Annotated in this window: 24 protein-coding genes and 4 tRNA genes; 22 read left to right on the forward strand and 6 right to left on the reverse strand. The window is 61.0% G+C overall.

Features of this window, described 5'->3' with window-relative positions; genetic code table 11:
* Positions 1-40: 40 nt before the first annotated feature.
* The 5 genes from K5Y35_RS15395 to K5Y35_RS15415 all read left to right on the forward strand — a co-directional run bounded on the left by K5Y35_RS15395 (position 41) and on the right by K5Y35_RS15415 (position 1,961).
* Positions 41-116: transfer RNA gene (locus tag K5Y35_RS15395), tRNA-Glu, on the forward strand.
* A gap of 3 nt (positions 117-119) precedes the next feature.
* Positions 120-195 (forward strand) — tRNA-Gly (locus tag K5Y35_RS15400).
* Between the two features lie 59 nt (positions 196-254).
* Positions 255-330, forward strand: a tRNA-Glu gene (locus K5Y35_RS15405).
* A 2-nt stretch (positions 331-332) separates the two neighbouring features.
* A tRNA-Gly gene (locus K5Y35_RS15410) sits at positions 333-408 on the forward strand.
* 191 nt (positions 409-599) lie between these two features.
* Positions 600-1,961, forward strand: coding sequence for an MATE family efflux transporter (locus tag K5Y35_RS15415; protein WP_222832290.1), 1,362 nt, complete (start codon positions 600-602; stop codon positions 1,959-1,961).
* A 51-nt stretch (positions 1,962-2,012) separates the two neighbouring features.
* Here the strand turns inward: K5Y35_RS15415 and K5Y35_RS15420 are convergent, their stop codons facing one another.
* The 3 genes from K5Y35_RS15420 to K5Y35_RS15430 all read right to left on the reverse strand — a co-directional run bounded on the left by K5Y35_RS15420 (position 2,013) and on the right by K5Y35_RS15430 (position 4,139).
* Positions 2,013-2,651, reverse strand: a complete 639-nt coding sequence (locus K5Y35_RS15420; protein ID WP_128616052.1) for a LysE family translocator — start codon at positions 2,649-2,651, stop codon at positions 2,013-2,015.
* 1 nt (position 2,652) lies between these two features.
* Positions 2,653-3,423 carry a 2OG-Fe(II) oxygenase gene (locus tag K5Y35_RS15425; protein ID WP_222832291.1) on the reverse strand — a complete coding sequence of 257 codons (771 nt, stop codon included), beginning with the start codon at positions 3,421-3,423 and terminating at the stop codon, positions 2,653-2,655.
* A gap of 89 nt (positions 3,424-3,512) precedes the next feature.
* Positions 3,513-4,139: an alanyl-tRNA editing protein gene (locus K5Y35_RS15430; RefSeq protein ID WP_123466844.1), complete on the reverse strand. Its 627-nt coding sequence runs from the start codon at positions 4,137-4,139 to the stop codon at positions 3,513-3,515.
* Positions 4,140-4,229: 90 nt separating this feature from the next.
* Here K5Y35_RS15430 and K5Y35_RS15435 point away from each other — a divergent pair, with 90 nt between their 5' ends.
* Positions 4,230-5,228 (forward strand): LysR family transcriptional regulator, encoded by a 999-nt coding sequence (locus K5Y35_RS15435; protein ID WP_222832292.1) that lies wholly within the window; start codon positions 4,230-4,232, stop codon positions 5,226-5,228.
* A gap of 79 nt (positions 5,229-5,307) precedes the next feature.
* On the opposite strand, the gene K5Y35_RS15440 is transcribed toward K5Y35_RS15435, so the two are convergent.
* Together K5Y35_RS15440 and K5Y35_RS15445 are read right to left on the reverse strand one after the other, a co-directional pair.
* The gene (locus tag K5Y35_RS15440; RefSeq protein WP_007967565.1) at positions 5,308-5,715 is read right to left on the reverse strand and encodes a PA2817 family protein; all 408 of its coding nucleotides are present in this window, start codon (positions 5,713-5,715) and stop codon (positions 5,308-5,310) included.
* 74 nt (positions 5,716-5,789) lie between these two features.
* Complete coding sequence (locus K5Y35_RS15445; protein ID WP_222832293.1) at positions 5,790-8,237, reverse strand: acyl-CoA dehydrogenase; 2,448 nt, start codon at positions 8,235-8,237, stop codon at positions 5,790-5,792.
* A 248-nt stretch (positions 8,238-8,485) separates the two neighbouring features.
* On the opposite strand from K5Y35_RS15445, the gene K5Y35_RS15450 reads away from it, so the two are divergent.
* The 4 genes from K5Y35_RS15450 to K5Y35_RS15465 all read left to right on the forward strand — a co-directional run bounded on the left by K5Y35_RS15450 (position 8,486) and on the right by K5Y35_RS15465 (position 11,654).
* Complete coding sequence (locus K5Y35_RS15450; RefSeq protein ID WP_222832294.1) at positions 8,486-9,145, forward strand: transglutaminase-like domain-containing protein; 660 nt, start codon at positions 8,486-8,488, stop codon at positions 9,143-9,145.
* 43 nt (positions 9,146-9,188) lie between these two features.
* Complete coding sequence (locus K5Y35_RS15455; protein ID WP_123466836.1) at positions 9,189-9,812, forward strand: glutathione S-transferase family protein; 624 nt, start codon at positions 9,189-9,191, stop codon at positions 9,810-9,812.
* 133 nt (positions 9,813-9,945) lie between these two features.
* Positions 9,946-10,878: an ABC transporter ATP-binding protein gene (locus K5Y35_RS15460; RefSeq protein ID WP_222832295.1), complete on the forward strand. Its 933-nt coding sequence runs from the start codon at positions 9,946-9,948 to the stop codon at positions 10,876-10,878.
* Positions 10,875-11,654 (forward strand): ABC transporter permease, encoded by a 780-nt coding sequence (locus K5Y35_RS15465; protein WP_222832296.1) that lies wholly within the window; start codon positions 10,875-10,877, stop codon positions 11,652-11,654. The genes K5Y35_RS15460 and K5Y35_RS15465 overlap by 4 nt, the downstream gene beginning before the upstream one ends.
* A gap of 164 nt (positions 11,655-11,818) precedes the next feature.
* Here the strand turns inward: K5Y35_RS15465 and K5Y35_RS15470 are convergent, their stop codons facing one another.
* On the reverse strand, positions 11,819-12,337 hold the full coding sequence (locus K5Y35_RS15470) for a DUF2062 domain-containing protein (protein ID WP_123466830.1): 519 nt from the start codon (positions 12,335-12,337) through the stop codon (positions 11,819-11,821).
* Positions 12,338-12,473: 136 nt separating this feature from the next.
* Here K5Y35_RS15470 and K5Y35_RS15475 point away from each other — a divergent pair, with 136 nt between their 5' ends.
* From K5Y35_RS15475 to K5Y35_RS15530, 12 genes are all read left to right on the forward strand, one after another.
* A complete protein-coding gene (locus K5Y35_RS15475) occupies positions 12,474-14,708 on the forward strand; it encodes a DNA internalization-related competence protein ComEC/Rec2 (protein WP_222832297.1) in 2,235 nt (744 codons plus the stop codon).
* A gap of 101 nt (positions 14,709-14,809) precedes the next feature.
* Positions 14,810-15,445, forward strand: coding sequence for a MotA/TolQ/ExbB proton channel family protein (locus tag K5Y35_RS15480; RefSeq protein ID WP_123466826.1), 636 nt, complete (start codon positions 14,810-14,812; stop codon positions 15,443-15,445).
* A complete protein-coding gene (locus K5Y35_RS15485) occupies positions 15,442-15,870 on the forward strand; it encodes an ExbD/TolR family protein (RefSeq protein WP_123466824.1) in 429 nt (142 codons plus the stop codon). Before K5Y35_RS15480 ends, K5Y35_RS15485 begins: the two co-directional genes overlap by 4 nt.
* Positions 15,870-16,880: a tetraacyldisaccharide 4'-kinase gene (lpxK, locus tag K5Y35_RS15490; RefSeq protein WP_186744949.1), complete on the forward strand. Its 1,011-nt coding sequence runs from the start codon at positions 15,870-15,872 to the stop codon at positions 16,878-16,880. Before K5Y35_RS15485 ends, lpxK begins: the two co-directional genes overlap by 1 nt.
* Positions 16,881-16,901: 21 nt before the next feature.
* Positions 16,902-17,087: a Trm112 family protein gene (locus tag K5Y35_RS15495; protein WP_003174668.1), complete on the forward strand. Its 186-nt coding sequence runs from the start codon at positions 16,902-16,904 to the stop codon at positions 17,085-17,087.
* Positions 17,084-17,848 carry a 3-deoxy-manno-octulosonate cytidylyltransferase gene (gene kdsB, locus K5Y35_RS15500; RefSeq protein ID WP_222832298.1) on the forward strand — a complete coding sequence of 255 codons (765 nt, stop codon included), beginning with the start codon at positions 17,084-17,086 and terminating at the stop codon, positions 17,846-17,848. The genes K5Y35_RS15495 and kdsB overlap by 4 nt, the downstream gene beginning before the upstream one ends.
* Positions 17,848-18,312, forward strand: a complete 465-nt coding sequence (locus K5Y35_RS15505; protein ID WP_123466818.1) for a low molecular weight protein-tyrosine-phosphatase — start codon at positions 17,848-17,850, stop codon at positions 18,310-18,312. The genes kdsB and K5Y35_RS15505 overlap by 1 nt, the downstream gene beginning before the upstream one ends.
* Positions 18,309-19,328, forward strand: a complete 1,020-nt coding sequence (gene murB / locus K5Y35_RS15510) for a UDP-N-acetylmuramate dehydrogenase (protein WP_222832299.1) — start codon at positions 18,309-18,311, stop codon at positions 19,326-19,328. Before K5Y35_RS15505 ends, murB begins: the two co-directional genes overlap by 4 nt.
* 310 nt (positions 19,329-19,638) lie before the next feature.
* Entirely contained in the window at positions 19,639-20,109 is a 471-nt protein-coding gene (locus K5Y35_RS15515) for a (2Fe-2S)-binding protein (protein ID WP_123466814.1), read from the forward strand.
* On the forward strand, positions 20,106-22,427 hold the full coding sequence (locus K5Y35_RS15520; protein WP_123466812.1) for a xanthine dehydrogenase family protein molybdopterin-binding subunit: 2,322 nt from the start codon (positions 20,106-20,108) through the stop codon (positions 22,425-22,427). Before K5Y35_RS15515 ends, K5Y35_RS15520 begins: the two co-directional genes overlap by 4 nt.
* Positions 22,427-23,407, forward strand: coding sequence for an XdhC family protein (locus K5Y35_RS15525; RefSeq protein WP_186744942.1), 981 nt, complete (start codon positions 22,427-22,429; stop codon positions 23,405-23,407). Before K5Y35_RS15520 ends, K5Y35_RS15525 begins: the two co-directional genes overlap by 1 nt.
* Positions 23,404-24,000 (forward strand): nucleotidyltransferase family protein, encoded by a 597-nt coding sequence (locus tag K5Y35_RS15530; protein WP_123466808.1) that lies wholly within the window; start codon positions 23,404-23,406, stop codon positions 23,998-24,000. The genes K5Y35_RS15525 and K5Y35_RS15530 overlap by 4 nt, the downstream gene beginning before the upstream one ends.
* Positions 24,001-24,096: the final 96 nt, after the last annotated feature.

Here is a 24,096-nt window from a genome sequence, read left to right on the forward strand (position 1 = left end):
TCTGGACACCGAAACACACACCATGTGTTCCGGGTAGCGTGTCCCCTTCGTCTAGTGGCCTAGGACACCGCCCTTTCACGGCGGTAACAGGGGTTCGAGTCCCCTAGGGGACGCCATTTGCGGGAATAGCTCAGTTGGTAGAGCACGACCTTGCCAAGGTCGGGGTCGCGAGTTCGAGTCTCGTTTCCCGCTCCAAATTCAAAAGCGCCGCTCGGCTAAGAGCGGCGTTTTTATTTAAGTGAAAGTTGTAGCCTGTCCCCTTCGTCTAGTGGCCTAGGACACCGCCCTTTCACGGCGGTAACAGGGGTTCGAGTCCCCTAGGGGACGCCATTGCGGGAATAGCTCAGTTGGTAGAGCACGACCTTGCCAAGGTCGGGGTCGCGAGTTCGAGTCTCGTTTCCCGCTCCATATTCACAAAAACGCCGCTCAATAGAGCGGCGTTTTTGTATGCGCGTTTTTTGTGTTTGCCCTGCCTTTTACAATTTTCCTACAGCCGATCCGTGAGATCAGGACGCGTCTGACAGTCAGCGCGAGGCAATTCTGGGATAACGACTGGCCTTGCTCACCGAGCTTTTTCTGTTGATTCCGGAGATCCTTCAATGTCATTGAAATCAGTGTCGCGCGGCAGTTTGTCCGAGATCCGTGCCACCGCGCTTCTCGCGCTACCTCTGATGGTCGGCCATGTCTGCGCCGGGTTGATTGCCTTCGTCGACAACCTGATCGCCGGCAACCACGGCACCGACACGCTGGCGGCGGTAACGCTGGGCACCGCATTGTTGTGGCTGCCGATGCTGGTGCCGATCGGTACGTTGATTGCGTTGACGGCGTCGGTCGCGCGTTTACAGGGGGCGGATCGTACCCATGAAATCGCGCCGATCTTTCGCCAGGCATTGTGGCTGGCGCTGTTCATGGGGCTGTTGATGTTTGCATTTCTGAGCCTTGTGCCCCTGTTGCTCGCGCCTGCCGGGATCGCCGAGCAGATGATTCCCGGCGCTCAGGCGTTCCTGCATGCAGTGCGTTGGGGCAGTCCGGCGTTGACGCTGTTTTTCTGCATGCGTTATCTGTGTGAAGGGATGCACTGGATGCGTCCGACGATGATGTTCAGTTTCGGCGGTCTATGGGTGCTGGCGCCGCTGGGCTACGTGTTGACCAATGGCAAATTGGGCTTTCCCGAGTTGGGCGCGCAGGGGCTGGGGATCGCTTCGGCCGTGATGATGTGGCTGCAGGCATCGCTGTTTGCTGGCTATCTCTGGTTTGGCAAGCGTTTGGCGCATTTGCAGCTGTTTGCACGTTTCGATCTGCCGAGTCGCGCTGGGATCATGAATTTGTTGCGCACCGGCATGCCGATCGGCATTGCGATTCTGATGCAAGGCAGCCTGTTCATTGTGACTTCGTTGCTGATCGGGCGATTGGGCTCGACGTTTCTCGCGGCGCACCAGATTGCGGTGAACCTCGCGCAGCTGTGTTTCATGATCCCGGTGGCTGTGGCGGAGGCGACAACGGTTCGCGTGGGCCATGCGTCAGGGCGCGGCGATCTCCAGCGTGTCCGGCAAGCCGCTTGGGCCGGTTGCGTGATTGTGTTGCTGACGCAGAGCGTATCGGTCGTCATCTTGTTGTTGGGCAATGAAGCGATTGCCAGCCTGTATAGCTCCGACATCGCCGTCACGGCATTGGCCTCGACGCTGTTGTTGTTTGCCGCCGCTTTGCAGTTTCCCGATGGCTTGCAGATGCTTTCGGCGGGTGCGTTGCGTGGTCTGCAGGATACGCGCGTGCCAATGTGGCTGGCGGTTTTCTGTTATTGGGGCGTCGGTGTACCACTCGGCGCGGGTTTGGCATTTGGACTGGAGTGGGGGCCGCAAGGGATCTGGACGGGATTGATCACGGCGCTGAGCTTGGCGACGCTTTTGATGGGCGCGCGATTTATCCATAGCAGCCGGGTCAGGGTGACTGCCATCAGTTGAAACAAAAAGGCCCGCCGATGAACATCGGCGGGCCTTTTGTTTGCCGGTGAGTTACCAGGACATCATCAAGCGACCGGCGAACAGGATCAGCACGACACCCATGGTGCGCTCGAACCAGTGCCCCATGCGCAGGAACAGCAGGCGCACCTTGGCGCTGGAGAAAAACAGCGCAACGATGACGAACCACAATGCGTTCACACAGCACATCCACAGGCCGTACAGCGCCTGGATGTTCAGCGGCGTGCTGGCGCTGATGATCGTGGTGAAGATCGCCAGAAAAAACAGCGTGGCTTTCGGGTTGGTGGCATTGGTCAGGAAGCCGGTGGTGAACGCCTTGAGCAGGGTCTGCTCGACTGCCGGCTCGTCGACAGCTTTTTCCCCTTCAATTGCCGACTTGGGTTTGCTGCGCAACAGGCTGACACCCAGATACAGGATGTAGGCGCCACCGATGACCTTGGCCACGGTCAGCAGCCAAGGGGTGGTGTGCATCAATGCGCCGACGCCGAGCAATGTATACAGCACGTGCACGGAGATGCCCGCGCCGATCCCCAGCGCCGTGCAAATGCCCACGACTCGGCCGAAACGCACGCTCTGGCGGATAGTGACGGCGAAGTCCGGTCCGGGGGCGACTACGGCCAGAAAATGAATGGTGGCCAATGCCAGAAATTCGCCCAGGTAGTTCGATAACATCTCAGCTCCAGAAAGTCAGGGGTGAAGCATTGCCGCGGTAGCCGACAAAGAACGAAAGGCTCAAGCGCGGATCTGCCACACCCGGGGTTACCGAGTGCATGCAGCGTGAATTGAACATGATGAAATCTCCGGGATTCGGCCGTACTTCAAGGGTCGGAGGGCCGAGCAGGGCAGGGTCGATGCCATAACTGTCGCCACGCATTTCGTCGAACCGGTCAGCAGAAATGTCGTCATCCCACATCTGTAATGCGCCGCCTTCGGTTGGCATGTTCAGGTAAACATTGCAGGCAAACTGTGCTTCCAGGCTGCGAGCCTGAAAGCTGTCCGGGGCGTCTTTGGCAAAGATGTCGTGATGCGCGAGGAAGCACACTCCCGGCTTCACTACGCGTGACAACCCGACATACATTTTGCGCCCGTACAGGTTTTCCAGATGCGCACCGGCCGGCCATGACTCATCGAGCATGCAGCGCAACGTGTCGACGGGAGAGGAGTAGGGCGCGCAACGGTTACGCAATTCAGCGATGTTGCTGGTTGCACGCTCGAAATAGTCTTCGATCAGCAGCGGCTGGTTTTCTGCCTCATAGAACGCCATGCCGATGCGGCCGATGCTCGGTGCGTTGATATAGCCTTCAAAGCCTGGAGCGAGGATTTTGTCGCCAATCTGGATTGCCAATGCTTCGGGCAAAAAGCCTTTGACGCGGATGGCGAGGACTTCTTCGTTGGCCAGTTTTTTTATGCACGTCTCATCGAGACGATCGACGTCTAGCATCATTTTTTGTAGGTCCATCTATCGGTAGTCAACGGAACCTGCGAATGCGGTTCCCCGGCGTCGGGCGATGCGTGCTGCACCGCCCAAAATCCTTAATCCACGCTGTAGTGGACCGACAAGGTGCCCTTTTTCTGCGCAAGGGACGCGATCGTGACTGTGCCCAGATCCTTCAGGCTACGTACATGGGTGCCGCCACAGCCGTAGGCGGGCAGCTCACCGAAACCGATTTCACGCACTCCTTCGCGCAACGAGGTCAGGCGTGGCAGGTCGTGTTCTATCCATTGGTTGATGCCGTATTGGACGCTTTGCGCATCGACTTCCCGGGCACCTTCTGCCGGTTTGAATTGCACCCGGCCTTCGTCTGGCCAGTGGTGCGCCTTGATCGGCGTCCAGCCCATTGCCTGGATAAAGTGGCCAATCAGGTGGCCGGCCGAATGCATGCGGGAATTGAAGCAACGCTGTTGTTCATCGACGCGAATCTGCGTCATGCCAGGCTTCACCGGCTGATCCACGTAATGCACGATCCGGTCGGGTTCCTGCACTACGCGCAGAACCCGGCTTTCATCTATCCAGCCAGTGTCGCAAGGCTGACCGCCGCCTTGCGGATGAAACAACGTGGCGCGCAGCACCACGGCAAATTCGTTCTCGTGGGGCGTGCAGTCGAGGACTTCCACATTGGCCTTGAGCTCATCACTATGGAAAAAGAGGCGAAGCGTCATATTCCATGCCCTTATTAAAATTTCTATTTTTATTATATGAATCGTGCAATAACGTGATAATCCGTTCAAACATCAAAGGACTTGTGCGCTGTGAGCATAAATCTCCCGCTACCTCTGCTCGGTGAAATGGCGATTTTCGTCAAGGTTGTCGAGACCGGAAGCTTCTCTGAAGCGGCCCGTCAGCTTGGCTCCTCGCCGTCAGCCGTGAGTCGCAGCATTTCGCGACTGGAAAAGGCCCTGGCCACGCGACTGTTGCAACGCACTACCCGCAAATTGCGTTTGAGTGACGGCGGAGAAGAGGTCTTCAAGCGTTGTCAGGAGATGGTCAGTGCTGCCAGATCGGTGATGGAAATCAGCGGCCAGTTCACCCATGAAGCGGAAGGCCTGGTGCGGGTCAGCGTACCGAAAGCGGTGGGGCGCTTCGTGATTCACCCGCACATGCCCGAATTCCTGCGGCGTTACCCCAAGGTCGATGTCGAACTGCTGCTCGAAGACCGACAGGTTGATTTGATCGACGACCATGTCGATCTGGCGATTCGTATCACGGATCGGCCGCCGGCCGGATTGGTCGGGCGGCAGTTGCTGACTATTGACCATCTACTGTGCGCCACACCGCAATACCTGGCTGAACACGGCACGCCGACGCACCCTCACGATTTGCTCAAGCACAGCTGCATTTATCTGGGGGAAACGCCGAGCGATGCGCGCTGGAAGTTCAAGAAAGGCAGCAAGGCGGTGACGGTGGGAGTACGTGGACGATACGCCGCGAACCACACGGGGGTGCGTCTGGGCGCGGTGTTGCAGCACCTGGGCATTGGCAGCCTGCCGTATTTCACTGCCCGATATGCACTCGAACAGAAGTTGATTGTGCAGGTGCTGCCGGACTGGACCTTCCTCGCCTCCTATCATGGCGGACTGTGGCTGTTACATTCGCCGACGCGTTATCTGCCACCCAAGTTGCGAGTGTTTATCGATTTTCTGGTTGAGTGCCTGGAGAGGGAGCCGACGTTGAGCAAGCCAGCGAGGACGGGGGCGCCGAACAATCTGGCGATGGCGTATGAACTGCCGGAAAGTGAGGGGCTTCTATAAAGCAAAAGATCGCACCTTCGGCAGCGCCTGCAAGCCATGCAGGCGCTGCCGAAGGTGCGATCTTTTGATCTGTGGAAACTTAGTGCTTGCTGTCCTGAGCGGACATCGCCAGCAGCTGTTTTTCCTGATTCCAGTCGAACGGTTCGTCGTTCTGTTCGGCTTCGTAGCGACGCTCTTCCAGAGCCTGATACAGGTCGATCTCTTCATCGGACAGGTAGTGCAGGCAGTCGCCGGCGAAGAACCACAGCAGATCGCGCGGGATCAGGTGGGCAATTTGCGGGTAACGGGTAATCACTTGAGTCAGGATGTCCTGGCCCAGGTATTGGCTTTCGATCGGATCGATCGGCAAGGATGCCAGCAGTTCGTCGAAGCGCTCCAGGAACAAGGCATGGCTTTCTTCGGGAACCTGTTCGGCCTCACCTACGGCGACCAGGATACTGCGCAGGTGGTCGAGCAAAACAAGATGATCGGCAACGACGTTGGACACGAGATAAGTCCTCAAGAGCAAAACGGGCGCGGGAGTATAAAGCTCCCGCGCCCGTTTTTATATGTTTGAGGGAATCAGCGGACTTTCCCCTCTGCCTGTTTCAACTCCTCTTTGTCGAAATCATCGACGTCGATCACCTTGCGTCGTGCCGCTTCGGCATCGCGCAGACTCTGCGCTTCCGCCGGTTGCAACACCCCGGCTTCAAGTGCGGCATCAATGGCATGTTCGCCTGCGGCCGGTTTGACCTGACCGCTTTTCAGCGAGGTGTGCAGTTTTTTGTGCAGAGGCTGCGCGGCGTGCAACAGATCGCTGGCGTGTTGCAATGCGCCGACCGCATCGTCTGCCGATTGCGGGCGATAGCAGCCGGCAAGCAGCTCTTCCAGCGCCGGATCGCCTTTCGCGCGACCAATCACCCCGGCGACTTCGGCACCCAGTTTGTCCGACGGGCCTTTGTGGCGACGACCGAACGGGAACACGATGACCCGTAGCAGGCAGCCGAAGACTTTGTTCGGGAAGTTGCTCAGCAGTTCATCCAGCGCCCGTTCCGATTGACCGAGGCTTTCCTCCATCGCCCAGCGCAACAGCGGTTCCATGTGCGCGGGTGAATCCAGATCGTGATAACGCTTGAGCGCGGCGGAAGCCAGATACAGGTTGCTCAAGACGTCGCCCAAACGTGCCGACAGGCGCTCGCGGCGCTTCAGTTCACCGCCCAGCAACATCATGCTGAAGTCGGCGAGCATGGCGAACGCCGCAGCCTGGCGGTTGAGGGCACGGAAGTAGCCCTGGCTGATTCTGTCGCCCGGTGCGTGTTCGAAGTGACCGAGGCCAAGGTTCAGCACCAGTGTGCTGGCGGCATTGCTCACGGCGAAACCGATGTGTTTGAGCAGCAGGCCATCGAACTCTTTCAGCGCCTGATCCTTGTCCTCGCGCCCGGCCAGAGCCATTTCCTTGAGCACGAACGGATGGCAGCGAATCGCGCCCTGACCGAAGATCATCAGGTTGCGCGACAGGATGTTCGCGCCTTCCACGGTGATGAAGATCGGCGCGCCGTTCCAGCTGCGCCCGAGGTAGTTGTTGGGGCCCATGATGATCGCCTTGCCACCGTGCACATCCATGGCGTGGCTGATGCACTCGCGGCCGCGTTCGGTCAGGTGGTACTTGAGGATCGCCGACAGCACCGACGGTTTCTCACCGAGGTCCACCGCGTTGGCGGTGAGCATCCGCGCAGCGTCCATCATCCACGCGTTGCCGCCGATGCGCGCCATGGCTTCCTGGATGCCTTCGAACGCCGACAGTGGCACGTTGAATTGCTCGCGAATCTGCGCGTATTGGCCGGTTACCAGACTGGTGAACTTGGCCGCACCCGTACCGACGGCTGGCAGCGAGATCGAACGGCCGACCGACAGGCAATTCATCAGCATCATCCAGCCCTTGCCGAGCATTTCCTGACCACCGATGAGGAAGTCCAGCGGGATGAACACGTCTTTACCGGAGTTCGGGCCATTCATGAACGCCGCGCCCAGCGGCAAATGACGACGGCCGATTTCCACGCCGGCGGTATCGGTCGGAATCAACGCGAGGCTGATGCCGAGGTCTTCCTTGTCGCCCAGCAGATGCTCCGGGTCGTAGGCCTTGAACGCAAGGCCGAGCAGGGTCGCGACCGGGCCGAGGGTGATATAGCGCTTTTCCCAGTTCAGGCGCAGGCCGATGACTTCCTGACCTTCCCACTGACCTTTGCAGATGATCCCGGTGTCGGGCATTGCCCCGGCATCGGAACCGGCGAGCGGGCCGGTGAGGGCGAAGCAAGGGATGTCGTCGCCACGGGCCAACCGTGGCAGGTAGTGATTGCGCTGTTCGTCGGTGCCGTAATGCAGCAACAGTTCGGCAGGGCCGAGGGAGTTGGGCACCATGACGGTGGAGGCGAGGTCGCCGCTGCGGGTGGCGAGTTTCATCGCCACTTGCGAGTGAGCGTAGGCCGAGAACCCCTTGCCCCCGAATTCCTTGGGAATGATCAGGGCGAAGAAGCCGTGCTCCTTGATGTGCGCCCAGGCTTCAGGCGGCAGGTCCATCGACTGGCCGATCTGCCAGTCGGTGACCATGGCGCAGAGTTCTTCAGTCGGACCGTCGATGAACGCCTGTTCCTCTTCGGTCAGTTGCGCCTTGGGATAGGCCAGCAGTTTTTCCCAGTCCGGACGACCGCTGAACAGTTCGCCATCCCACCATACGGTGCCGGCATCGATCGCGTCGCGCTCGGTCTGCGACATCGGCGGCAGGGTTTTCTGAAACCAGTTGAACAGCGGCGCGGTGAAGTGTTGGCGGCGCAGGTCAGGCAGCAGCAACGGTGCGGCGACCACCGCCAACAGGACCCAGAGCACCACCAGCAGCCAGCCCGGTGCATGACTGAAAATACCCATTGCCAGCAGATAGACGGCAACGATGCCCAACGCCGGCAGCGGGGCGACGCGCCGGTGGGCGAGATAGGCCACGCCAACGATCAAAACCAGTATCCACAACAACAGCATATTCAGTCCTCCGTGAACCAAGGCAAATCGACCCTCCAGAGCTTAGACGGCATCTGTAAAACCGGGTGGTCAGAGCAAGGTGATTGAAATCGTGGGAAACCCCGGATGGTTTTCGTAGGTTCGGTGGGCAACACGTGTGGGAAATCGTTCGCTCATCCCGCGCCTTTGCGTCCAAGTTTGGCCGAAACGTCGTTATCTCTGTGCTTGGGCTGTCGCTAGACTCGGGGCTCACCCAGGAGAATGTCGTCATGCACGAGTATCTGAGTCCCGGCCGCTTCATCGATAGTGACCACCCCGCCGTGGTGGAGTTCGCCGAACAGTACCGTGGAGCCAGCCGCGATCCGCTCGCGCAGGCGGTCAGTCTTTACTACGCCGTGCGCGAGGCGGTGCGCTACAACCCCTACACCTTCAGTCTCGACCCGCAAACCCTGTGCGGCAGCTATGCCCTGGCGACGGGGGAGAGTTATTGCGTGCCCAAGGCCACGTTGCTGGCCGGGTGCGCGCGGCATTGCGGGATTCCCGCGCGCATCGGTCTGGCCGATGTCAGAAATCATCTGTCGACCCCGCGTCTGCTGGAGTTGCTGCGCAGCGACGTGTTCGCCATGCACGGCTACACCGAACTGTTCCTGAACGGGCGCTGGGTCAAGGCTACACCGGCCTTCAACCAGAAACTCTGCGAACTGTTCAACGTCGCGCCGCTGGAATTCGACGGCATCCACGACAGTGTTTTCCACCCGTTCAACCGCGACGGCGCGCAGTTGATGGAGTACCTGGTCGATCACGGCCAGTTCGCCGATGTGCCGGAACAGTTCTTCTTCGAACACCTGAAAAAGTGCTACCCGCATCTGTTCGACGATAAACAGGCGACGGTGCTGGGTGATATGCAGAGTGATTTGAGCCGTGTCTGATCCGGCGTATGCTGCCTGCCCACTCATTTGAAAAGAGGCGGTCATGCTGAAGATCTGGGGACGGAAAAACTCATCGAATGTCCGGAAGCCGCTGTGGGCCGCCGAGGAGTTGGGTCTGGCGTATGAGGCGATTGATGCCGGTGGCGCCTTCGGTGTGGTCGATACGCCTGAATATCGGGCGATGAACCCGAACGGCCGGGTACCGGTGATCGAGGATGACGGCTTTGTGCTGTGGGAATCCAACGCGATCGTGCGCTATCTGCTGGCCAAACATGCGCCGAACAGTGCGTGGTACTCGGCCGATCCACAGGCTCGAGCCAGCGCTGACAAGTGGATGGACTGGACCACCTCGAGTTTTGCCGGACCCTTCCGTACCGTGTTCTGGGGCGTATTGCGCACGCCCGCCGACAAGCAGGACTGGCCGGCAATCAACGCTGCGATCAAGGAATGCACCGAGCTGTTGAACATGGCCGAGCAGGCGCTCGCCAGCCAGCCTTACCTGTCCGGAAGCGAAATCGGTATGGGTGACATTCCCCTCGGCTCCTTCATTTATGCCTGGTTCGAAATGCCCATCGAGCGAGCGGCGCAGCCGTATCTGGAAGCGTGGTATGCCCGGTTGAAGCAGCGTCCGGCGTATCAGAAAGCAGTCATGACCGCGTTGACTTGATAATAACTATCGACACACTTGACTGTACTTGTGTGGCGGCGGCAAGCACCATTGCGTTCGCGCGCCGTGGTTGTTTTGTTCGCCGCCCGGCCCAATCTTTCCTTTTCTTCCCTTCTTGGTGCGTAAATCCGATATGAGTTCCGCTCTGTCCATCCGGCAGCTAACCAAAACCTACGGCAACGGGTTCCAGGCCTTGAGTGGTATCGATCTGGACGTCGCCGAAGGTGACTTTTTCGCCTTGCTCGGCCCCAACGGTGCCGGCAAATCCACAACCATCGGCATTCTCTCGACCCTGGTGAACAAGACCAGCGGTACGGTGAATATCTTCGGCCATGACCTGGACAAGAACCCGGCAGCGCTCAAGCGCTCGATCGGCGTGGTGCCTCAGGAATTCAACTTCAACCAGTTCGAAAAGACCTTTGACATCGTCGTGACCCAGGCCGGCTACTACGGCATTCCGGCGAAAATCGCCAAGGAACGCGCCGAGCAGTACCTGACCCAACTCGGTCTGTGGGACAAGCGCGATGTGCCGTCGCGGTCGCTGTCCGGCGGCATGAAGCGTCGCTTGATGATCGCCCGGGCGCTGGTGCATGAACCGCGCCTGCTGATCCTCGACGAACCGACCGCCGGGGTCGACATTGAGCTGCGCCGGTCGATGTGGACGTTCCTCACCGAACTGAACGAGAAGGGCATCACCATCATCCTCACCACGCATTATCTGGAAGAGGCTGAGCAGCTGTGCCGCAACATCGGCATCATCGACCACGGCACCATCGTCGAGAACACCAGCATGAAACAACTGCTGGGCCAGCTGCACGTCGAGACCTTCCTGCTGGACCTGAAAGCCGACTTGAACGTGGCGCCGCAATTGCTCGGCTATCCCGCCCGGTTGATCGACAGCCATACCCTGGAAGTCCAGGTCGACAAGTCCATGGGCATCACCGCGCTGTTCACTCAATTGGCGCAGCAGAACATCGAAGTGCTGAGCCTGCGTAACAAAACCAATCGCCTCGAGGAGCTGTTCGTGTCCCTGGTGGAGAAAAATCTTTCGAAGGTGGCGGTATGAGTTCCGAATTCCGTCCCAACCTCGTCGCCCTCAACACCATTGTTTATCGGGAAGTCCGGCGCTTTACCCGGATCTGGCCGCAGACCCTGCTGCCGCCGGCGATCACCATGGTTCTGTATTTCGTGATCTTCGGTAACCTGATCGGCCGGCAGATCGGCGACATGGGTGGCTTCACCTACATGGAGTACATCGTGCCGGGGCTGATCATGATGTCGGTGATTACCAACTCCTACGGCAACGTGGTGTCGAGCTTTTTCGGCAGCAAATTCCAGCGCTCCATCGAAGAACTGATGGTGTCGCCGGTATCGCCGCACACCATCCTGATCGGCTACACCATTGGCGGCGTGCTGCGCGGCTTGATGGTCGGGGTGATCGTGACGATTTTGTCGTTGTTCTTCACCCATCTGCAGGTGCATCACCTCGGCGTGACTTTGCTGGTGGTGATTCTGACGGCGACGATCTTCTCGCTTCTGGGCTTCATCAACGCCGTGTTTGCGCGCAACTTCGATGATATTTCGATCATCCCGACGTTTGTGCTGACGCCGCTGACCTACTTGGGTGGCGTGTTTTATTCGATCACGCTGCTGCCGCCGTTCTGGCAGACGGTGTCGCTGGCCAACCCGGTGCTGCACATGGTCAACGCCTTTCGGTACGGCATTCTTGGTGTGTCGGATATCCGTATCGGCATTGCGATCACCTTCATGCTGGTGGCGACCGTGGTGCTGTATGTCGGTTGTGCGCGGTTGCTGGTGAGTGGGCGCGGGATGCGGACCTGATCCCAAACCGCGTCGCTGCCATCGCGGGCAAGCCCGCTGCGACAGGGATTGTGTCGTTCACATAATTCCGGGCAAACCCGATTCTGTGAGAGCGGGCTTGCCCGCGATGGGGTTCATTCAGACGCTACAAAAAAACGGCCTCCAATGCGGAGGCCGTTTTGCATTCAGCGCATGCGGCTTTTCTTGCGCCGCGCCCATTGCCGCGCCACCCACCAGCGCCAATACATCATCACAATGCAGTAGGCGAGGGCACCGAGTACCAGCCCGCAGACCACCGAGCCCAGCAAAAACGGCTGCCACAACGTCGACAATTGGCCGCTGATCCATTCCCAGGTCAACTCATCGGGCAGATGCCGGGCAGGCACATCCATCAACCATGCCCCGGCCTGATAGGTGCAAAAGAACACCGCCGGCATGGTGATCGGGTTGGTCAGCCAGACCAGACTCACGGCGATCGGCAGATTGCCACGCACGGTAATGGCCAGCGCAGCGGCCACCAGCATCTGCGCCGGAATCGGCAGAAATGCAGCGAACAGGCCGACGGCCATCGCACGGGCCACCGAGTGGCGGTTGAGGTGCCAGAGGTTCGGGTCGTGCAGCAACTTGCCGAGAAAGCGTAAGGATTTGTGTTCCCTGATGCTCGTCGGGTCGGGCATGTAACGTTTGAATAAGCGCCGGGGCATAAGGCTTCTCGGTCGGTTAAGGCGGCAAGTATGTCTGGATTCTACGAAGCGCCCATTCAGACTTTGTGACAATTGTTGACGACGGTCGTGCCCGCCAACCGCTATGCCTAAGTGCGGGACTCTCAAGGACGGGCTTATGCGCACAGGGATGATGGCGCTGGCAGTCGGTCTGCTGGTGCCGCTTTTTATGCCGGCGTTACCGCCGGTCGGGGTCGTGGTGCTGCTGCCGGTGGTGGCGTTGATGGTGTTGCCGTTTCGCAGCTATCCAGTGGCGTTTCTGCTTTTCGGCTTCACCTGGAGCTGCGTCGGTGCGCAGTGGGCGTTGAATGATCGACTCTCGCCAGTGCTGGACGGCGAAACCCGCTGGATCGAAGGGCGGGTGACGGGATTGCCGCAAACCAGCGATGGCGTCGTGCGCTTCGAACTTGCCGATGCCCGCTCGCGTCACGAGAAACTGCCAACGTTGCTGCGGCTGGCCTGGTATGCCGGGCCACCGGTCAACAGCGGCGAGCGCTGGCGATTGGCGGTGAAGTTCAAGCGCCCCGGCGGGCTGCTCAATCCGGATGCCTTCGATCATGAAGCCTGGTTGTTGGCCCAACGCGTCGGTGCGACCGGCACGGTCAAGGACGGGCAGCGTCTGCGCGAGGCACACTGGGCCTGGCGTGACAGCATTCGCCAGCGTGTGCTGGCGGTGGATGCGCAGGGGCGGGCCGGAGCGCTGGCGGCTTTGGTGCTGGGTGACGGCTCGGGGCTCAGTCGCGAAGATTGGCGCATTCTGCAAGACACCGGCACCGTGCATTTGCTGGTGATTTCCGGCCAGCACATCGGCCTGTTGGCGGCGGTCATGTACCTGTTGGTCGCCGGGTTGGCCCGTCTGGGCGTATGGCCACTGCGCTGGCCATGGCTGCCGTGGGCCTGCGGTCTGGCGTTCGCGGCGGCGCTCGGCTACGCGTTGCTGGCCGGGTTTGACGTGCCGGTGCAACGCGCCTGCGTGATGGTGGGGCTGGTGTTGCTGTGGCGCCTGCGCTTTCGTCATCTGGGCGCGTGGTGGCCGCTGTTGCTGGCGTTCAATGGCGTGCTGTTGCTCGATCCACTGGCCGGGTTGCGGCCGGGGTTGTGGCTGTCCTTCGCGGCAGTGGCGGTGCTGATCTTCACCTTTGGCGGACGCCTCGGTGCCTGGCGCTGGTGGCAGACTTGGACACGGGCGCAATGGCTGATTGCGATCGGTTTGTGTCCGGTGTTGCTGGCGCTGAACCTGCCGATCAGCCTCAGCGGGCCGTTGGCGAATCTGTTGGCGGTGCCTTGGGTCAGTCTGGTGGTGCTGCCACCCGCGCTGCTTGGCACGGTGTTGTTACCGCTGCCGTATGTCGGCGAAGGCTTGCTGTGGCTGGCGGGTGTCTTGATCGACGGGCTGTTTCGCGGGCTGGCGCTCATTGCCGGACACTGGCCGGCCTGGGTGGCAGCTTCGATGCCGGTGTGGGTCTGGGCGATCGGCGCACTTGGCGCGTTGCTGTTGCTGCTGCCGCGAGGCGTGCCCATGAGGATTTTGGGCTGGCCACTACTGCTGATCCTGGCGCTGCCGCCACGCGAGCCACTGGCACACGGCCTGGCGGATGTCTGGCAATTGGATGTTGGCCAGGGCCTGGCGATTCTGATCCGCACGCGTCATCACACGTTGCTGTATGACGCCGGGCCGCGTTTCGGCGATTTCGACCTCGGTGAACGGGTGGTAGTGCCGGCGTTGCGCAAACTGCGCGTGGAACACATTGATCTGATGATGCTCAGCCATGCCGACGCCGATCATGCCGGCGGCGCGCTGGCGATCACACGCGGCTTGCCGGTGGCGCGAGTCATCAGCGGCGATCCGCCGGGCCTGCCTGCCGAATTGAGTGCCCAAGCCTGCGAAAGTGGACAGCAGTGGCAGTGGGATGGCGTCCGTTTTCGTCTCTGGCAATGGGCCGATGCCGACGACAGCAACCAGCGTTCCTGCGTGTTGCAGGTCGAGGCCAATGGCGAGCGCCTGTTGCTCACCGGCGACATTGACCTTCACGCCGAACGGGTTCTGCTCGACAGCGCGCTGGCAGTCCCGACCCAATGGCTGCAGGCCCCCCATCACGGCAGCCGCACCTCTTCCTCGATGGCCCTGCTCAAAGTGTTGAATCCTGAAACGGTGCTGATTTCCCGCGGCCACGGCAATTCGTTCGGCCATCCTCATCCGACGGTACTGGCGCGCTATCGCAAACAGGGCCTGCGCATTTACGACAGCGCCGAGCACGGCGCGATTCATCTGCAACTGGGCAGGTTCAAACCGGCGCGGACGATGCGTCAACACCGGCGTTTCTGGCGTGATTCGCCAGTATTGGCCCGTTGATCGGAGCGCGCTTGAATGCACCATCACGGTCGTCGGGCCGGCGGGTCCTGATCGCGAAGCGGTATGGTAAAGTGGCGCACTTTTTCGAGGGGACTGTCACTGTGTGGGAATTGGTCAAATCCGGCGGCTGGATGATGTTGCCGATCATTCTGAGTTCCATCGCGGCCATGGCGATTGTCGCCGAGCGCCTGTGGACCCTGCGCGCCAGTCGCGTCACCCCCGAGCATCTGCTGGGCCAGGTCTGGGTGTGGATCAAGGACAAGCAGCTCAATAAAGAAAAACTCAAGGAATTGCGCGCCAATTCGCCGCTGGGTGAAATCCTTGCCGCGGGCCTGGCCAATTCCAAGCATGGTCGCGAGATCATGAAGGAATGCATCGAAGAAGCCGCCGGGCGGGTGATCCACGAGCTCGAGCGCTACGTCAACGCGCTGGGCACCATTGCTGCCATGGCGCCGCTGCTCGGCCTGCTGGGTACGGTGCTGGGCATGATCGACATTTTCAGTGCCTTCACCGGCTCCGGCATGACCACCAATGCATCAGTGCTGGCCGGCGGTATTTCCAAGGCGCTGATCACCACGGCGGCGGGCCTGATGGTCGGTATTCCGTCGGTGTTCTTCCACCGTTTCCTGCAACGCCGCATCGACGAGCTGGTGGTGGGCATGGAGCAGGAAGCGATCAAACTGGTCGAAGTGGTGCAGGGCGACCGTGACGTCGATCTGGCCGGGGAAAGAGCGTGAAATTCCGTCGCAAACCCCGGGAAACGGTGGACATCAATCTCGCGTCGCTGATTGACGTGGTGTTCATCCTGCTGCTGTTTTTCGTCGTGACCACCACCTTCACCCGCGAGACCCAGTTGCGTGTCGATCTGCCTGAGTCGGTCAGTGGTTCGCCCGCCGAAGACCAGCAGCTCAAGCAACTGGATGTCGCGATCAGCGCCGAAGGCGTGTTCTCGGTGAACAACAAGATTCTGCCGAAGAACGACCTGGCGACGCTGATGGAAGCCATGCAGAAAGAAGCCAACGGCGACACCAACATGCCGTTGTCGATCAGTGCCGATGGCAAGACTCAGCATCAATCAGTGATCACCGCCATGGATGCGGCCGGCAAGCTCGGTTTCAGCCATCTGCGCATGACCACGGTCGAGGCGGCGCCCAAATCCTGATGAGCCTGTCCGATCGCTTGCTCGCCGCGTGGTATCAGGGGCACCCGGCCCTGACGCTGTTGCGGCCGCTGGAAATGTTGTATCGCCGCGTGGTGGTCAATAAACGTCGGCGCTTTCTTGATGGTGAAGGCGCAATCTATCAGCCGCCGGTGCCCCTGATCGTCGTGGGTAACATCACCGTCGGCGGTACCGGCAAGACGCCGATGATCCTCTGGCTGATCGAGCACTGCCGGCGCAGCGGTTTGCGCGTGGGTGTGGTCAGCCGTGGTTACGGTGCCAAGCCGCCGCAATTGCCGTGGCGGGTCGAAGCCGACCAGCACGCCGCCATCGCCGGCGACGAACCGCTGCTGATCGTCCAGCGCACCGGGGTGCCGCTGATGATCGACCCTGATCGCAGCGCCGCCGTCAAAGCTTTGCTCGCCAGTGAGCCGCTGGACCTGATTCTCTCCGACGATGGCATGCAGCATTACCGCCTGGCCCGGGATCTGGAACTGGTACTGATCGACGCCGCCCGTGGCCTCGGAAACAAACGCTGCCTGCCGGCCGGTCCGTTGCGTGAGCCGATCGAGCGCCTGCAAAGCGTCGACGGTGTGCTGTTCAACGGCGCCACGGCCGACCGCGACGATGGCTTCGCGTTTCGCCTGCAACCGACCGCGCTGGTCAATCTGCGCAGTGGCGAGCGCAAGCCGCTCGAGCATTTTGCGCCCGGTCAATCGGTGCACGCAGTGGCCGGTATCGGCAATCCGCAACGTTTCTTCAATACCCTCGAAGCGCTAGACTGGCGGGCAATCCCCCATGCGTTTGCCGACCACGCGCAATACAGCGTGCAGGCCTTGAATTTCACACCGTCATTGCCGTTGGTGATGACCGAAAAGGACGCGGTGAAGTGCCGTGCCTTTGCGGCTGACGACTGGTGGTATCTGGCGGTCGATGCCGTGCCGTCACCGGCCTTCGTGGCCTGGTTCGACACACAGTTGATGCGCCTGTTGCCCGATCGCCTTTTGCCTTAACTCTTTATCCAGGGAATGTTCATGGACACCAAATTGCTCGACATCCTCGCGTGCCCGATCTGCAAAGGCCCGCTCAAGCTCAGCGCCGACAAGACCGAACTGATCAGCAAGGGCGCCGGCCTGGCCTACCCGATCCGCGACGGCATCCCGGTGATGCTCGAAAGCGAAGCGCGCACCCTGACCACCGACGAGCGTCTGGATAAATGACCACTGCCTTCACCGTTGTCATCCCGTCGCGTTACGCCTCGACCCGTCTGCCGGGTAAACCGCTGCTGGATATTGCCGGCAAGCCGATGATCCAGCACGTCTGGGAACAGGCGAGCAAAAGCAGCGCCAGCCGCGTGGTCGTGGCGACAGACGATGCGCGCATTGTCGAGGCCTGCCAGGGTTTCGGCGCCGAAGTGGTGCTGACCCGTGAAGACCACAATTCCGGCACTGACCGCCTGGCCGAAGTCGCGGCGAAACTGGGCCTTGAGCCTGACGCGATCGTGGTCAACGTGCAGGGCGACGAGCCGCTGATCCCGCCGAGCGTGATCGATCAGGTCGCCGCCAACCTTGCCGCCCACACCGAAGCGCGCATGGCCACCCTGGCCGAGCCGATCGAGGACGTGCAGACCCTGTTCAATCCGAACGTGGTCAAGGTTGTCAGTGACCTCAACGGTCTGGCGCTGACCTTCAGTCGCGCAACCTTGCCGTGGGCGCGCGATGCATTCGCCAAGAGCCGCGAGCAGTTGCCCGAGGGTGTGCCGTACCGTCGCCACGTCGGCATTTATGCCTACCGCGCCGGTTTCCTGCAGGATTTTGTGAACTGGGGCCCGTGCTGGCTGGAAAACACGGAATCCCTCGAGCAACTGCGTGCCCTGTGGCACGGCGTGCGGATTCATGTCGCTGATGCGTTGATCGCACCGCCGACTGGCGTCGATACCGTCGAAGACCTCGAGCGCGTTCGTCGCCTGCTGGAGGCCTGATGCGCGTTCTGTTCGTGTGCCTGGGCAACATTTGCCGTTCGCCCACCGCCGAAGGCGTATTGCGCCACAAACTGCGCGAAGCCGGGCTGGCGGATCGAGTCGAGGTGGCTTCCGCCGGCACCGGCGACTGGCACGTCGGCAACCCGCCGGACAAGCGCAGCCAGGCCGCCGCCAAAGTGCGCGGCTATGACCTGTCGGCGCAACGCGCGCAGCAGGTCAGCCGGGCCGATTTCGCCAGTTACGACCTGATTCTGGCCATGGACAACAGCAACCTGCGTAACCTCAAGGCGCTGCAACCGTCCACCGCCAAGGCCGAACTGGATCTGTTCCTGCGCCGTTATGCCGGGGTGGTCGATGAAGTGCCGGATCCGTATTACGACGGCGATCAGGGTTTCGAACAGGTGCTGGATCTCATCGAAGCGGCCTGCGACCAACTGTTGATCGAAGTGAAGGGCCGGTTATGAGCGTGCAACTGCAACGGCAGGTTTCCCTGAAACCGTTCAACAGTTTTGGCGTGGATGTTCGCGCGCAACTGTTTGCCGAAGCCCACAGCGATGCCGATGTCCGTGAAGCGCTGGCTTATGCCGCTGCGCATGACATGCCGTTGTTGGTGATTGGCGGTGGCAGCAATTTGTTGCTGACCGCAGACATTCCGGCGCTGGTGCTGCGCATGGCCACTCGCGGCATTCGCGTGGTGAACGATGACGGCAATCACGTCGTGATCGAAGCTGAGGCCGGCGAACCGTGGCATCCGTTCGTGCAGCACACGCTGGCGCAGGGTTTTTCCGGTCTGGAAAATCTCAGCCTGATCCCCGGCACCGTCGGCGCTGCGCCGATGCAGAACATCGGTGCCTACGGTGTCGAGATCAAGGACGTGTTCGCCGGGCTGACTGCGCTGGATCGCCAGACCGGTGAGCTGCGCGACTTCAGCCTGGAAGAATGCAACTTCGCCTACCGCGACAGCCTGTTCAAGCAGCAGCCGGGGCGTTGGCTGATCCTGCGCGTGCGCTTCAAGCTCGACCGGGTCGCCCATCTGCATCTGGACTACGGCCCGGTGCGTCAGCGCCTGACCGAGCAGGGCATCGAGCAACCGACGCCTAGCGACGTCAGCCGGGCGATCTGCAGCATTCGCAGCGAAAAACTGCCGGACCCGGCGGTGCTCGGCAATGCTGGCAGCTTCTTCAAGAATCCGCTGGTATCGGCCGCTCTGGTTGAGCAGATCAAGGCGCAGCACCCGGATCTGGTGGCCTATGCGCAACCGGACGGGCAGATGAAGCTGGCCGCTGGCTGGCTGATCGAGCGCGCTGGCTGGAAGGGTTTCCGTGAGGCCGATGCCGGCGTGCATAAATTGCAGGCGCTGGTGCTGGTCAATTACGGCGCGGCCACCGGCCTGCAACTGCTGGAGCTGGCGCAACGCATCCAGAAAGATATTGCCGAACGTTTCAATGTCGAGCTGGAAATGGAACCCAACCGCTATTAATGCAGCTACGAGCCTCAAGTTTTTAGCGGCGAGCTACAATCTTGATCGTGAGCCAGCTCCTGCTTTTGCTTGCAGCTTGTAGCTAGAAACTTGCAACTGAAAAGCCCTGTCTCAGCAGGGCTTTTTTGTTAACGATGGGTTAACTTAGCCAGCTAACGATAACCGTCATTTGCTTCACCAAAGGCCCGGTGCAGACGTTCGCGTCGGCACGAGAGAGCCTATTAGCCTGAGTCGATCTGCGTGAACCATCGCCAGCCTCCGGCGGCAGATTGCTCGACCCCATAACCACCAAGAATATGCGGGCGTGCCCATGATTACCCTGAAACTCAACGGTCAAGACCATCCTCTCGATGTCACTGAAGACATGCCGCTGCTTTGGGCCATCCGTGATGTCGCCGGTTACAACGGCACCAAATTCGGCTGCGGCATGGGCCTGTGCGGCGCCTGCACCATTCACATCGACGGCTTGCCGGCCCGCAGTTGCATCACCCCCATCGGCTCGGTGGTTGGACAAAACGTCACCACCATCGACAACCTGCATGCCGATCCGGTCGGGCAAGTCGTCCAGCAAGCCTGGCTCGACAGCGCCGTGGCCCAATGCGGTTTCTGTCAGGGCGGGCAGATCATGTCCGCCACCGCGTTGCTCAAGACCAACCCGAACCCGAGCGATGAGCAGATTGAAGAGGCGATGGTCGGCAACATTTGCCGGTGCGGCACTTACAACCGCATCAAAACCGCGATCCGCCAGGCTTCCACTCATTTGAAGGAGGCCAAGGCATGAGCCGTTTGCCGAATGATTTTGCCCTGAGCAACCTCAGCCGCCGTGGTTTCCTCAAGGGTGTCGGCGCCACTGGCGCATTGGTGCTGGCCGCCAGTTGGGGCTGGCAGGACGCGTTGGCCGAAGATGCACCGAAGAAATTCGGCGCTGACGGCATGCCCAACGGCTGGATCGACGATCCGAAGGTCTACGTCAGCATTGCTGCGGACGGCACGGTGACCGTGGTCTGCAACCGTTCGGAAATGGGCCAGGGCGTGCGCACCAGCCTGACCATGGTCGTCGCCGATGAACTGGACGCCGATTGGGCCAAGGTCAAAGTCCGGCAGGCGCCGGGCGATGAAGTGCGGTTCGGCAACCAGGACACCGACGGTTCGCGCAGCATGCGCCACTGGTATGAGCCGATGCGCCGTTGCGGTGCGGCGGCCAGGACCATGCTGGAGCAAGCCGCTGCTGCACAATGGAAAGTGCCGGTGGGCGAGTGCCATGCGCAGTTGCACAAAGTCCTGCACAAACCGTCCGGTCGTGAACTGGGTTATGGCGAGCTCGCCGCTGCCGCCAGTGCGCTGGCCGTGCCGGCGCGCGACAGTCTGCGCCTCAAGCAACCGGCGGAGTTCCGCTATATCGGCAAGGAAGGCACCAAAGCCATCGACGGCGACGACATCGTCAACGGTCGTGCGGTGTATGGCGCCGATGTGCATTTTGACGGCATGTTGTTCGCCACTGTCGCTCGCCCGGCGGTGTACGGCGGCAAGGTCAAGTCGGTGGATGACAGCGCCGCGCTGAAAGTCCCGGGTGTGCTTAAAGTCATTCAGATCGAAAGTCGTCCGTTGCCGTCGGAGTTTCAGCCGTTGGGTGGCGTGGCCGTAATCGCCAGCAACACCTGGGCAGCGATCAAGGGCCGCGAGGCGCTGAAGATCGAATGGGACGATGGCCCGAATGCCAGTTACGACTCGGTGGCCTATCGCAAGGAACTGGAAGCTGCCGCGCTGAAACCCGGCAAAGTGGTGCGCAACACCGGTGATATCGACAAGGCCCTCAGTGGCGCCGCGAGTACGCTGGAAGCGTCTTACTATTTGCCGCACTTGGCGCAGGCGCCGATGGAGCCGATGGTCGCCATCGCCCGGTACAAGGACGGCACTTGCGAAGCCTGGGCGCCAAGTCAGGCGCCACAGGTGACCCGTGAACGGATTGCCGAGCGCCTTGGCCTGCCTTTCGATAATGTCACCTTCAATGTCACGTTGCTGGGCGGTGGTTTCGGGCGCAAGTCGAAACCGGATTTCGTCGTAGAAGCGGCGATCCTCGCCAAGGAATTTCCCGGCAAGGCCGTGCGGGTGCAGTGGACACGGGAAGACGACATCCATAACTCGTATTTCCACACGGTGTCGGCCGAATACCTGAAAGCCGGCGTCGGCAAGGATGGCATGCCGTCGGGCTGGCTGCATCGCACGGTGGCGCCGAGCATCACCGCGTTGTTCGCGCCGGGCATGAACCATGAGGCGGCGTTCGAACTGGGCATGGGCTTTACCAACATGGCCTATGCCATTCCCAGCGTGCGCCTGGAAAACCCCGAAGCGACGGTGCACACCCGGGTGGGCTGGTATCGCTCGGTGTCGAACATTCCTCACGGCTTCGCGATCCAGAGTTTCGTCGATGAACTGGCGCACAAGGCCGGCGTCGATCCGCTCGAGTATCAGATCAAACTGCTTGGCCCGGACCGGCAGATTGATCCGCGCACCCTCAGCGAAGAGTGGAACTACGGCGAATCTCCCGAGCGTTATCCAATTGATACCGGGCGCATGCGCGCAGTGCTGGAGACGGCGGCGAAGGCAGCCGGCTGGGGTCGCCAATTGCCCAAGGGCCGCGGGCTGGGGCTGGCGGTGCATTACAGCTTTGTCACTTATGTGGCGGCGGTCATTGAAGTTGAGGTCAAGGACGACGGTACGCTGATCGTGCACAAGGCCGATATCGCCGTCGATTGCGGGCCGCAGATCAACCCGGAGCGTATTCGCTCGCAGTTCGAGGGCGCTTGCGTGATGGGCCTGGGCAACGCGGTACTGGGGGAAATCAGCTTCAAGGATGGCAAGGTCCAGCAGGACAACTTCCATATGTACGAGGTGGCGCGCATGTCGCTGGCACCCAAGGAGGTCGCGGTGCATCTGGTGACGCCACCGGGTGATGTGCCGTTGGGCGGTGTCGGTGAGCCAGGCGTGCCGCCGATTGCGCCGGCACTGTGCAATGCGATTTTCGCCGCCACCGGCAAACGCATCCGTGACTTGCCAGTGCGTTACCAGTTGCAAGGCTGGCAGAAGGCGCAGGCGTAATGGACAGCGCTGATCTCAACGTCCTGCGCAGCGTGCTGGAATGGCGCCGCGCCGGGCAGCGCGTGGTGTTGTTCAGCGTGGTGCAGACCTGGGGCACTGCGCCCCGCGCGCCCGGTGCGATGCTCGCGTTGCGCGAGGATGGCGTGGTGATCGGTTCGGTGTCGGGCGGGTGTGTCGAGGATGACTTGATCGCGCGCCTGCATGACGGACGGATCGCGAGCGACGGCCCGCCGGTGCAGTTGATTACTTATGGCGTCACCCGTGAAGAGGCGGCGCGCTTCGGTTTGCCCTGTGGCGGCACGTTGCGCCTGACTGAGGAGCGGGTCGGCGATCCGGCCTGGGTTGCCGAGCTGCTCGCTCGATGCGAGGCCCATGAAATCGTCGCCCGTGAGCTGAACATCGCCACCGGTGAGGTGCTGCTGACGCCCGCCAGCCCAGCCGATTCGCTGCAGTTCGATGGTCAAACCCTGCGGGCGATTTACGGTCCGCGCTGGCGTCTGCTGTTGATCGGCGCCGGACAGCTGTCGCGGTACGTGGCAGAGATGGCGCGGTTGCTGGATTTCGAGGTGCTGATCTGCGACCCGCGCACCGAGTTCGTTTACGGCTGGGCAGAGCAACAGGGCCGTTTCGTTCCGGGCATGCCCGATGACGCGGTATTGAGCATTCAAACCGACGAGCGCACGGCGATTGTTGCGCTGACCCATGATCCTCGCCTGGACGACATGGCCTTGCTGACGGCGCTGGATTCGCCCGCCTTCTATGTCGGTGCACTCGGCTCTCGGGTCAACAGTCAGAAACGCCGGGAGAATCTGGCTCAGCTAGGCTTGTCAGAAGCAGCCATTGCGCGATTGCACGGGCCGATCGGTCTGCACATTGGCAGCCATTCGCCGGCGGAAATTGCCTTGTCGTTGCTGGCGGAGATTGTTGCGGTCAAGAACGGCATCGCGTTGAAACAGAAAAAGCCGGCGGAGGGCACATGAGTCGATCCATTGCAGTGATCGTGCTGGCAGCGGGCGAGGGCAGCCGCTTTCGCCAGGTGGCCGGCGCGGACAGGGACAAGTTACTGGCCGACTGCACCGGGCGCGATGGCGCGGTGCGATCAGTGATCGAGCAGGTGTTGGTGAATCTGCCCGCCAGCCTCGACAAGCGTGTGCTGGTGACCACCGAGGCGCGACCGCAAGCGATGCGTATGGCCCAGGCCTACGGCTGTGAAGTGGTTTCCATAGGCACCACCGGAATGGGCGACAGCATTGCTGCCGGGATTGCTGCGTGCCCGAAAGCCGATGGCTGGCTGATTGTATTGGGGGATATGCCGTTTATCTTGCCGTCGACGCTTGAGCGGGTGGTCGCGGCCATGGCGGACGATGCCGTAAGCGTACCGGTGCAGGCAGGTGAGTTTGGCCATCCGGTGGGATTTGGGCGTTCGTTTGGCCCGGCGTTGTTGGGGTTGAGTGGCGATCGCGGGGCCAGGCCGCTGTTCAAGCAGGGGCGCGTGGTGGAAGTGGCGGTGGATGATCCCGGAGTGTTGTGGGATATCGACGTGCCTGAAGCGTTGGTGTTTCCCCGGTCCTGAGGCCTGAACGGATGACCTTGTGGTAGCGGGCAGTGATGTCGAAAATGAAGGCAAAAAAAAGCCCCGCCTGATTGCTCAGGCGGGGCTTTTTACTGG

It is taken from the genome of Pseudomonas sp. SC3(2021), from assembly GCF_019856535.1.
In the GTDB taxonomy this organism is placed as follows: domain Bacteria; phylum Pseudomonadota; class Gammaproteobacteria; order Pseudomonadales; family Pseudomonadaceae; genus Aquipseudomonas; species Aquipseudomonas monsensis.

Bases quoted from the DNA above. Each gene is read 5' to 3' on its own strand.
- K5Y35_RS15415 (WP_222832290.1), top strand. From the start codon at position 600: ATGTCATTGAAATCAGTGTCGCGCGGCAGTTTGTCCGAGATCCGTGCC.
- K5Y35_RS15420 (WP_128616052.1), bottom strand. From the start codon at position 2,651: ATGTTATCGAACTACCTGGGCGAATTTCTGGCATTGGCCACCATTCAT.
- K5Y35_RS15425 (WP_222832291.1), bottom strand. From the start codon at position 3,423: ATGATGCTAGACGTCGATCGTCTCGATGAGACGTGCATAAAAAAACTG.
- K5Y35_RS15430 (WP_123466844.1), bottom strand. From the start codon at position 4,139: ATGACGCTTCGCCTCTTTTTCCATAGTGATGAGCTCAAGGCCAATGTG.
- K5Y35_RS15445 (WP_222832293.1), bottom strand. From the start codon at position 8,237: ATGCTGTTGTTGTGGATACTGGTTTTGATCGTTGGCGTGGCCTATCTC.
- K5Y35_RS15450 (WP_222832294.1), top strand. From the start codon at position 8,486: ATGCACGAGTATCTGAGTCCCGGCCGCTTCATCGATAGTGACCACCCC.
- K5Y35_RS15455 (WP_123466836.1), top strand. From the start codon at position 9,189: ATGCTGAAGATCTGGGGACGGAAAAACTCATCGAATGTCCGGAAGCCG.
- K5Y35_RS15460 (WP_222832295.1), top strand. From the start codon at position 9,946: ATGAGTTCCGCTCTGTCCATCCGGCAGCTAACCAAAACCTACGGCAAC.
- K5Y35_RS15465 (WP_222832296.1), top strand. From the start codon at position 10,875: ATGAGTTCCGAATTCCGTCCCAACCTCGTCGCCCTCAACACCATTGTT.
- K5Y35_RS15470 (WP_123466830.1), bottom strand. From the start codon at position 12,337: ATGCCCCGGCGCTTATTCAAACGTTACATGCCCGACCCGACGAGCATC.
- K5Y35_RS15475 (WP_222832297.1), top strand. From the start codon at position 12,474: ATGCGCACAGGGATGATGGCGCTGGCAGTCGGTCTGCTGGTGCCGCTT.
- lpxK (WP_186744949.1), top strand. From the start codon at position 15,870: ATGAGCCTGTCCGATCGCTTGCTCGCCGCGTGGTATCAGGGGCACCCG.
- K5Y35_RS15495 (WP_003174668.1), top strand. From the start codon at position 16,902: ATGGACACCAAATTGCTCGACATCCTCGCGTGCCCGATCTGCAAAGGC.
- kdsB (WP_222832298.1), top strand. From the start codon at position 17,084: ATGACCACTGCCTTCACCGTTGTCATCCCGTCGCGTTACGCCTCGACC.
- K5Y35_RS15505 (WP_123466818.1), top strand. From the start codon at position 17,848: ATGCGCGTTCTGTTCGTGTGCCTGGGCAACATTTGCCGTTCGCCCACC.
- murB (WP_222832299.1), top strand. From the start codon at position 18,309: ATGAGCGTGCAACTGCAACGGCAGGTTTCCCTGAAACCGTTCAACAGT.
- K5Y35_RS15515 (WP_123466814.1), top strand. From the start codon at position 19,639: ATGATTACCCTGAAACTCAACGGTCAAGACCATCCTCTCGATGTCACT.
- K5Y35_RS15520 (WP_123466812.1), top strand. From the start codon at position 20,106: ATGAGCCGTTTGCCGAATGATTTTGCCCTGAGCAACCTCAGCCGCCGT.
- K5Y35_RS15525 (WP_186744942.1), top strand. From the start codon at position 22,427: ATGGACAGCGCTGATCTCAACGTCCTGCGCAGCGTGCTGGAATGGCGC.
- K5Y35_RS15530 (WP_123466808.1), top strand. From the start codon at position 23,404: ATGAGTCGATCCATTGCAGTGATCGTGCTGGCAGCGGGCGAGGGCAGC.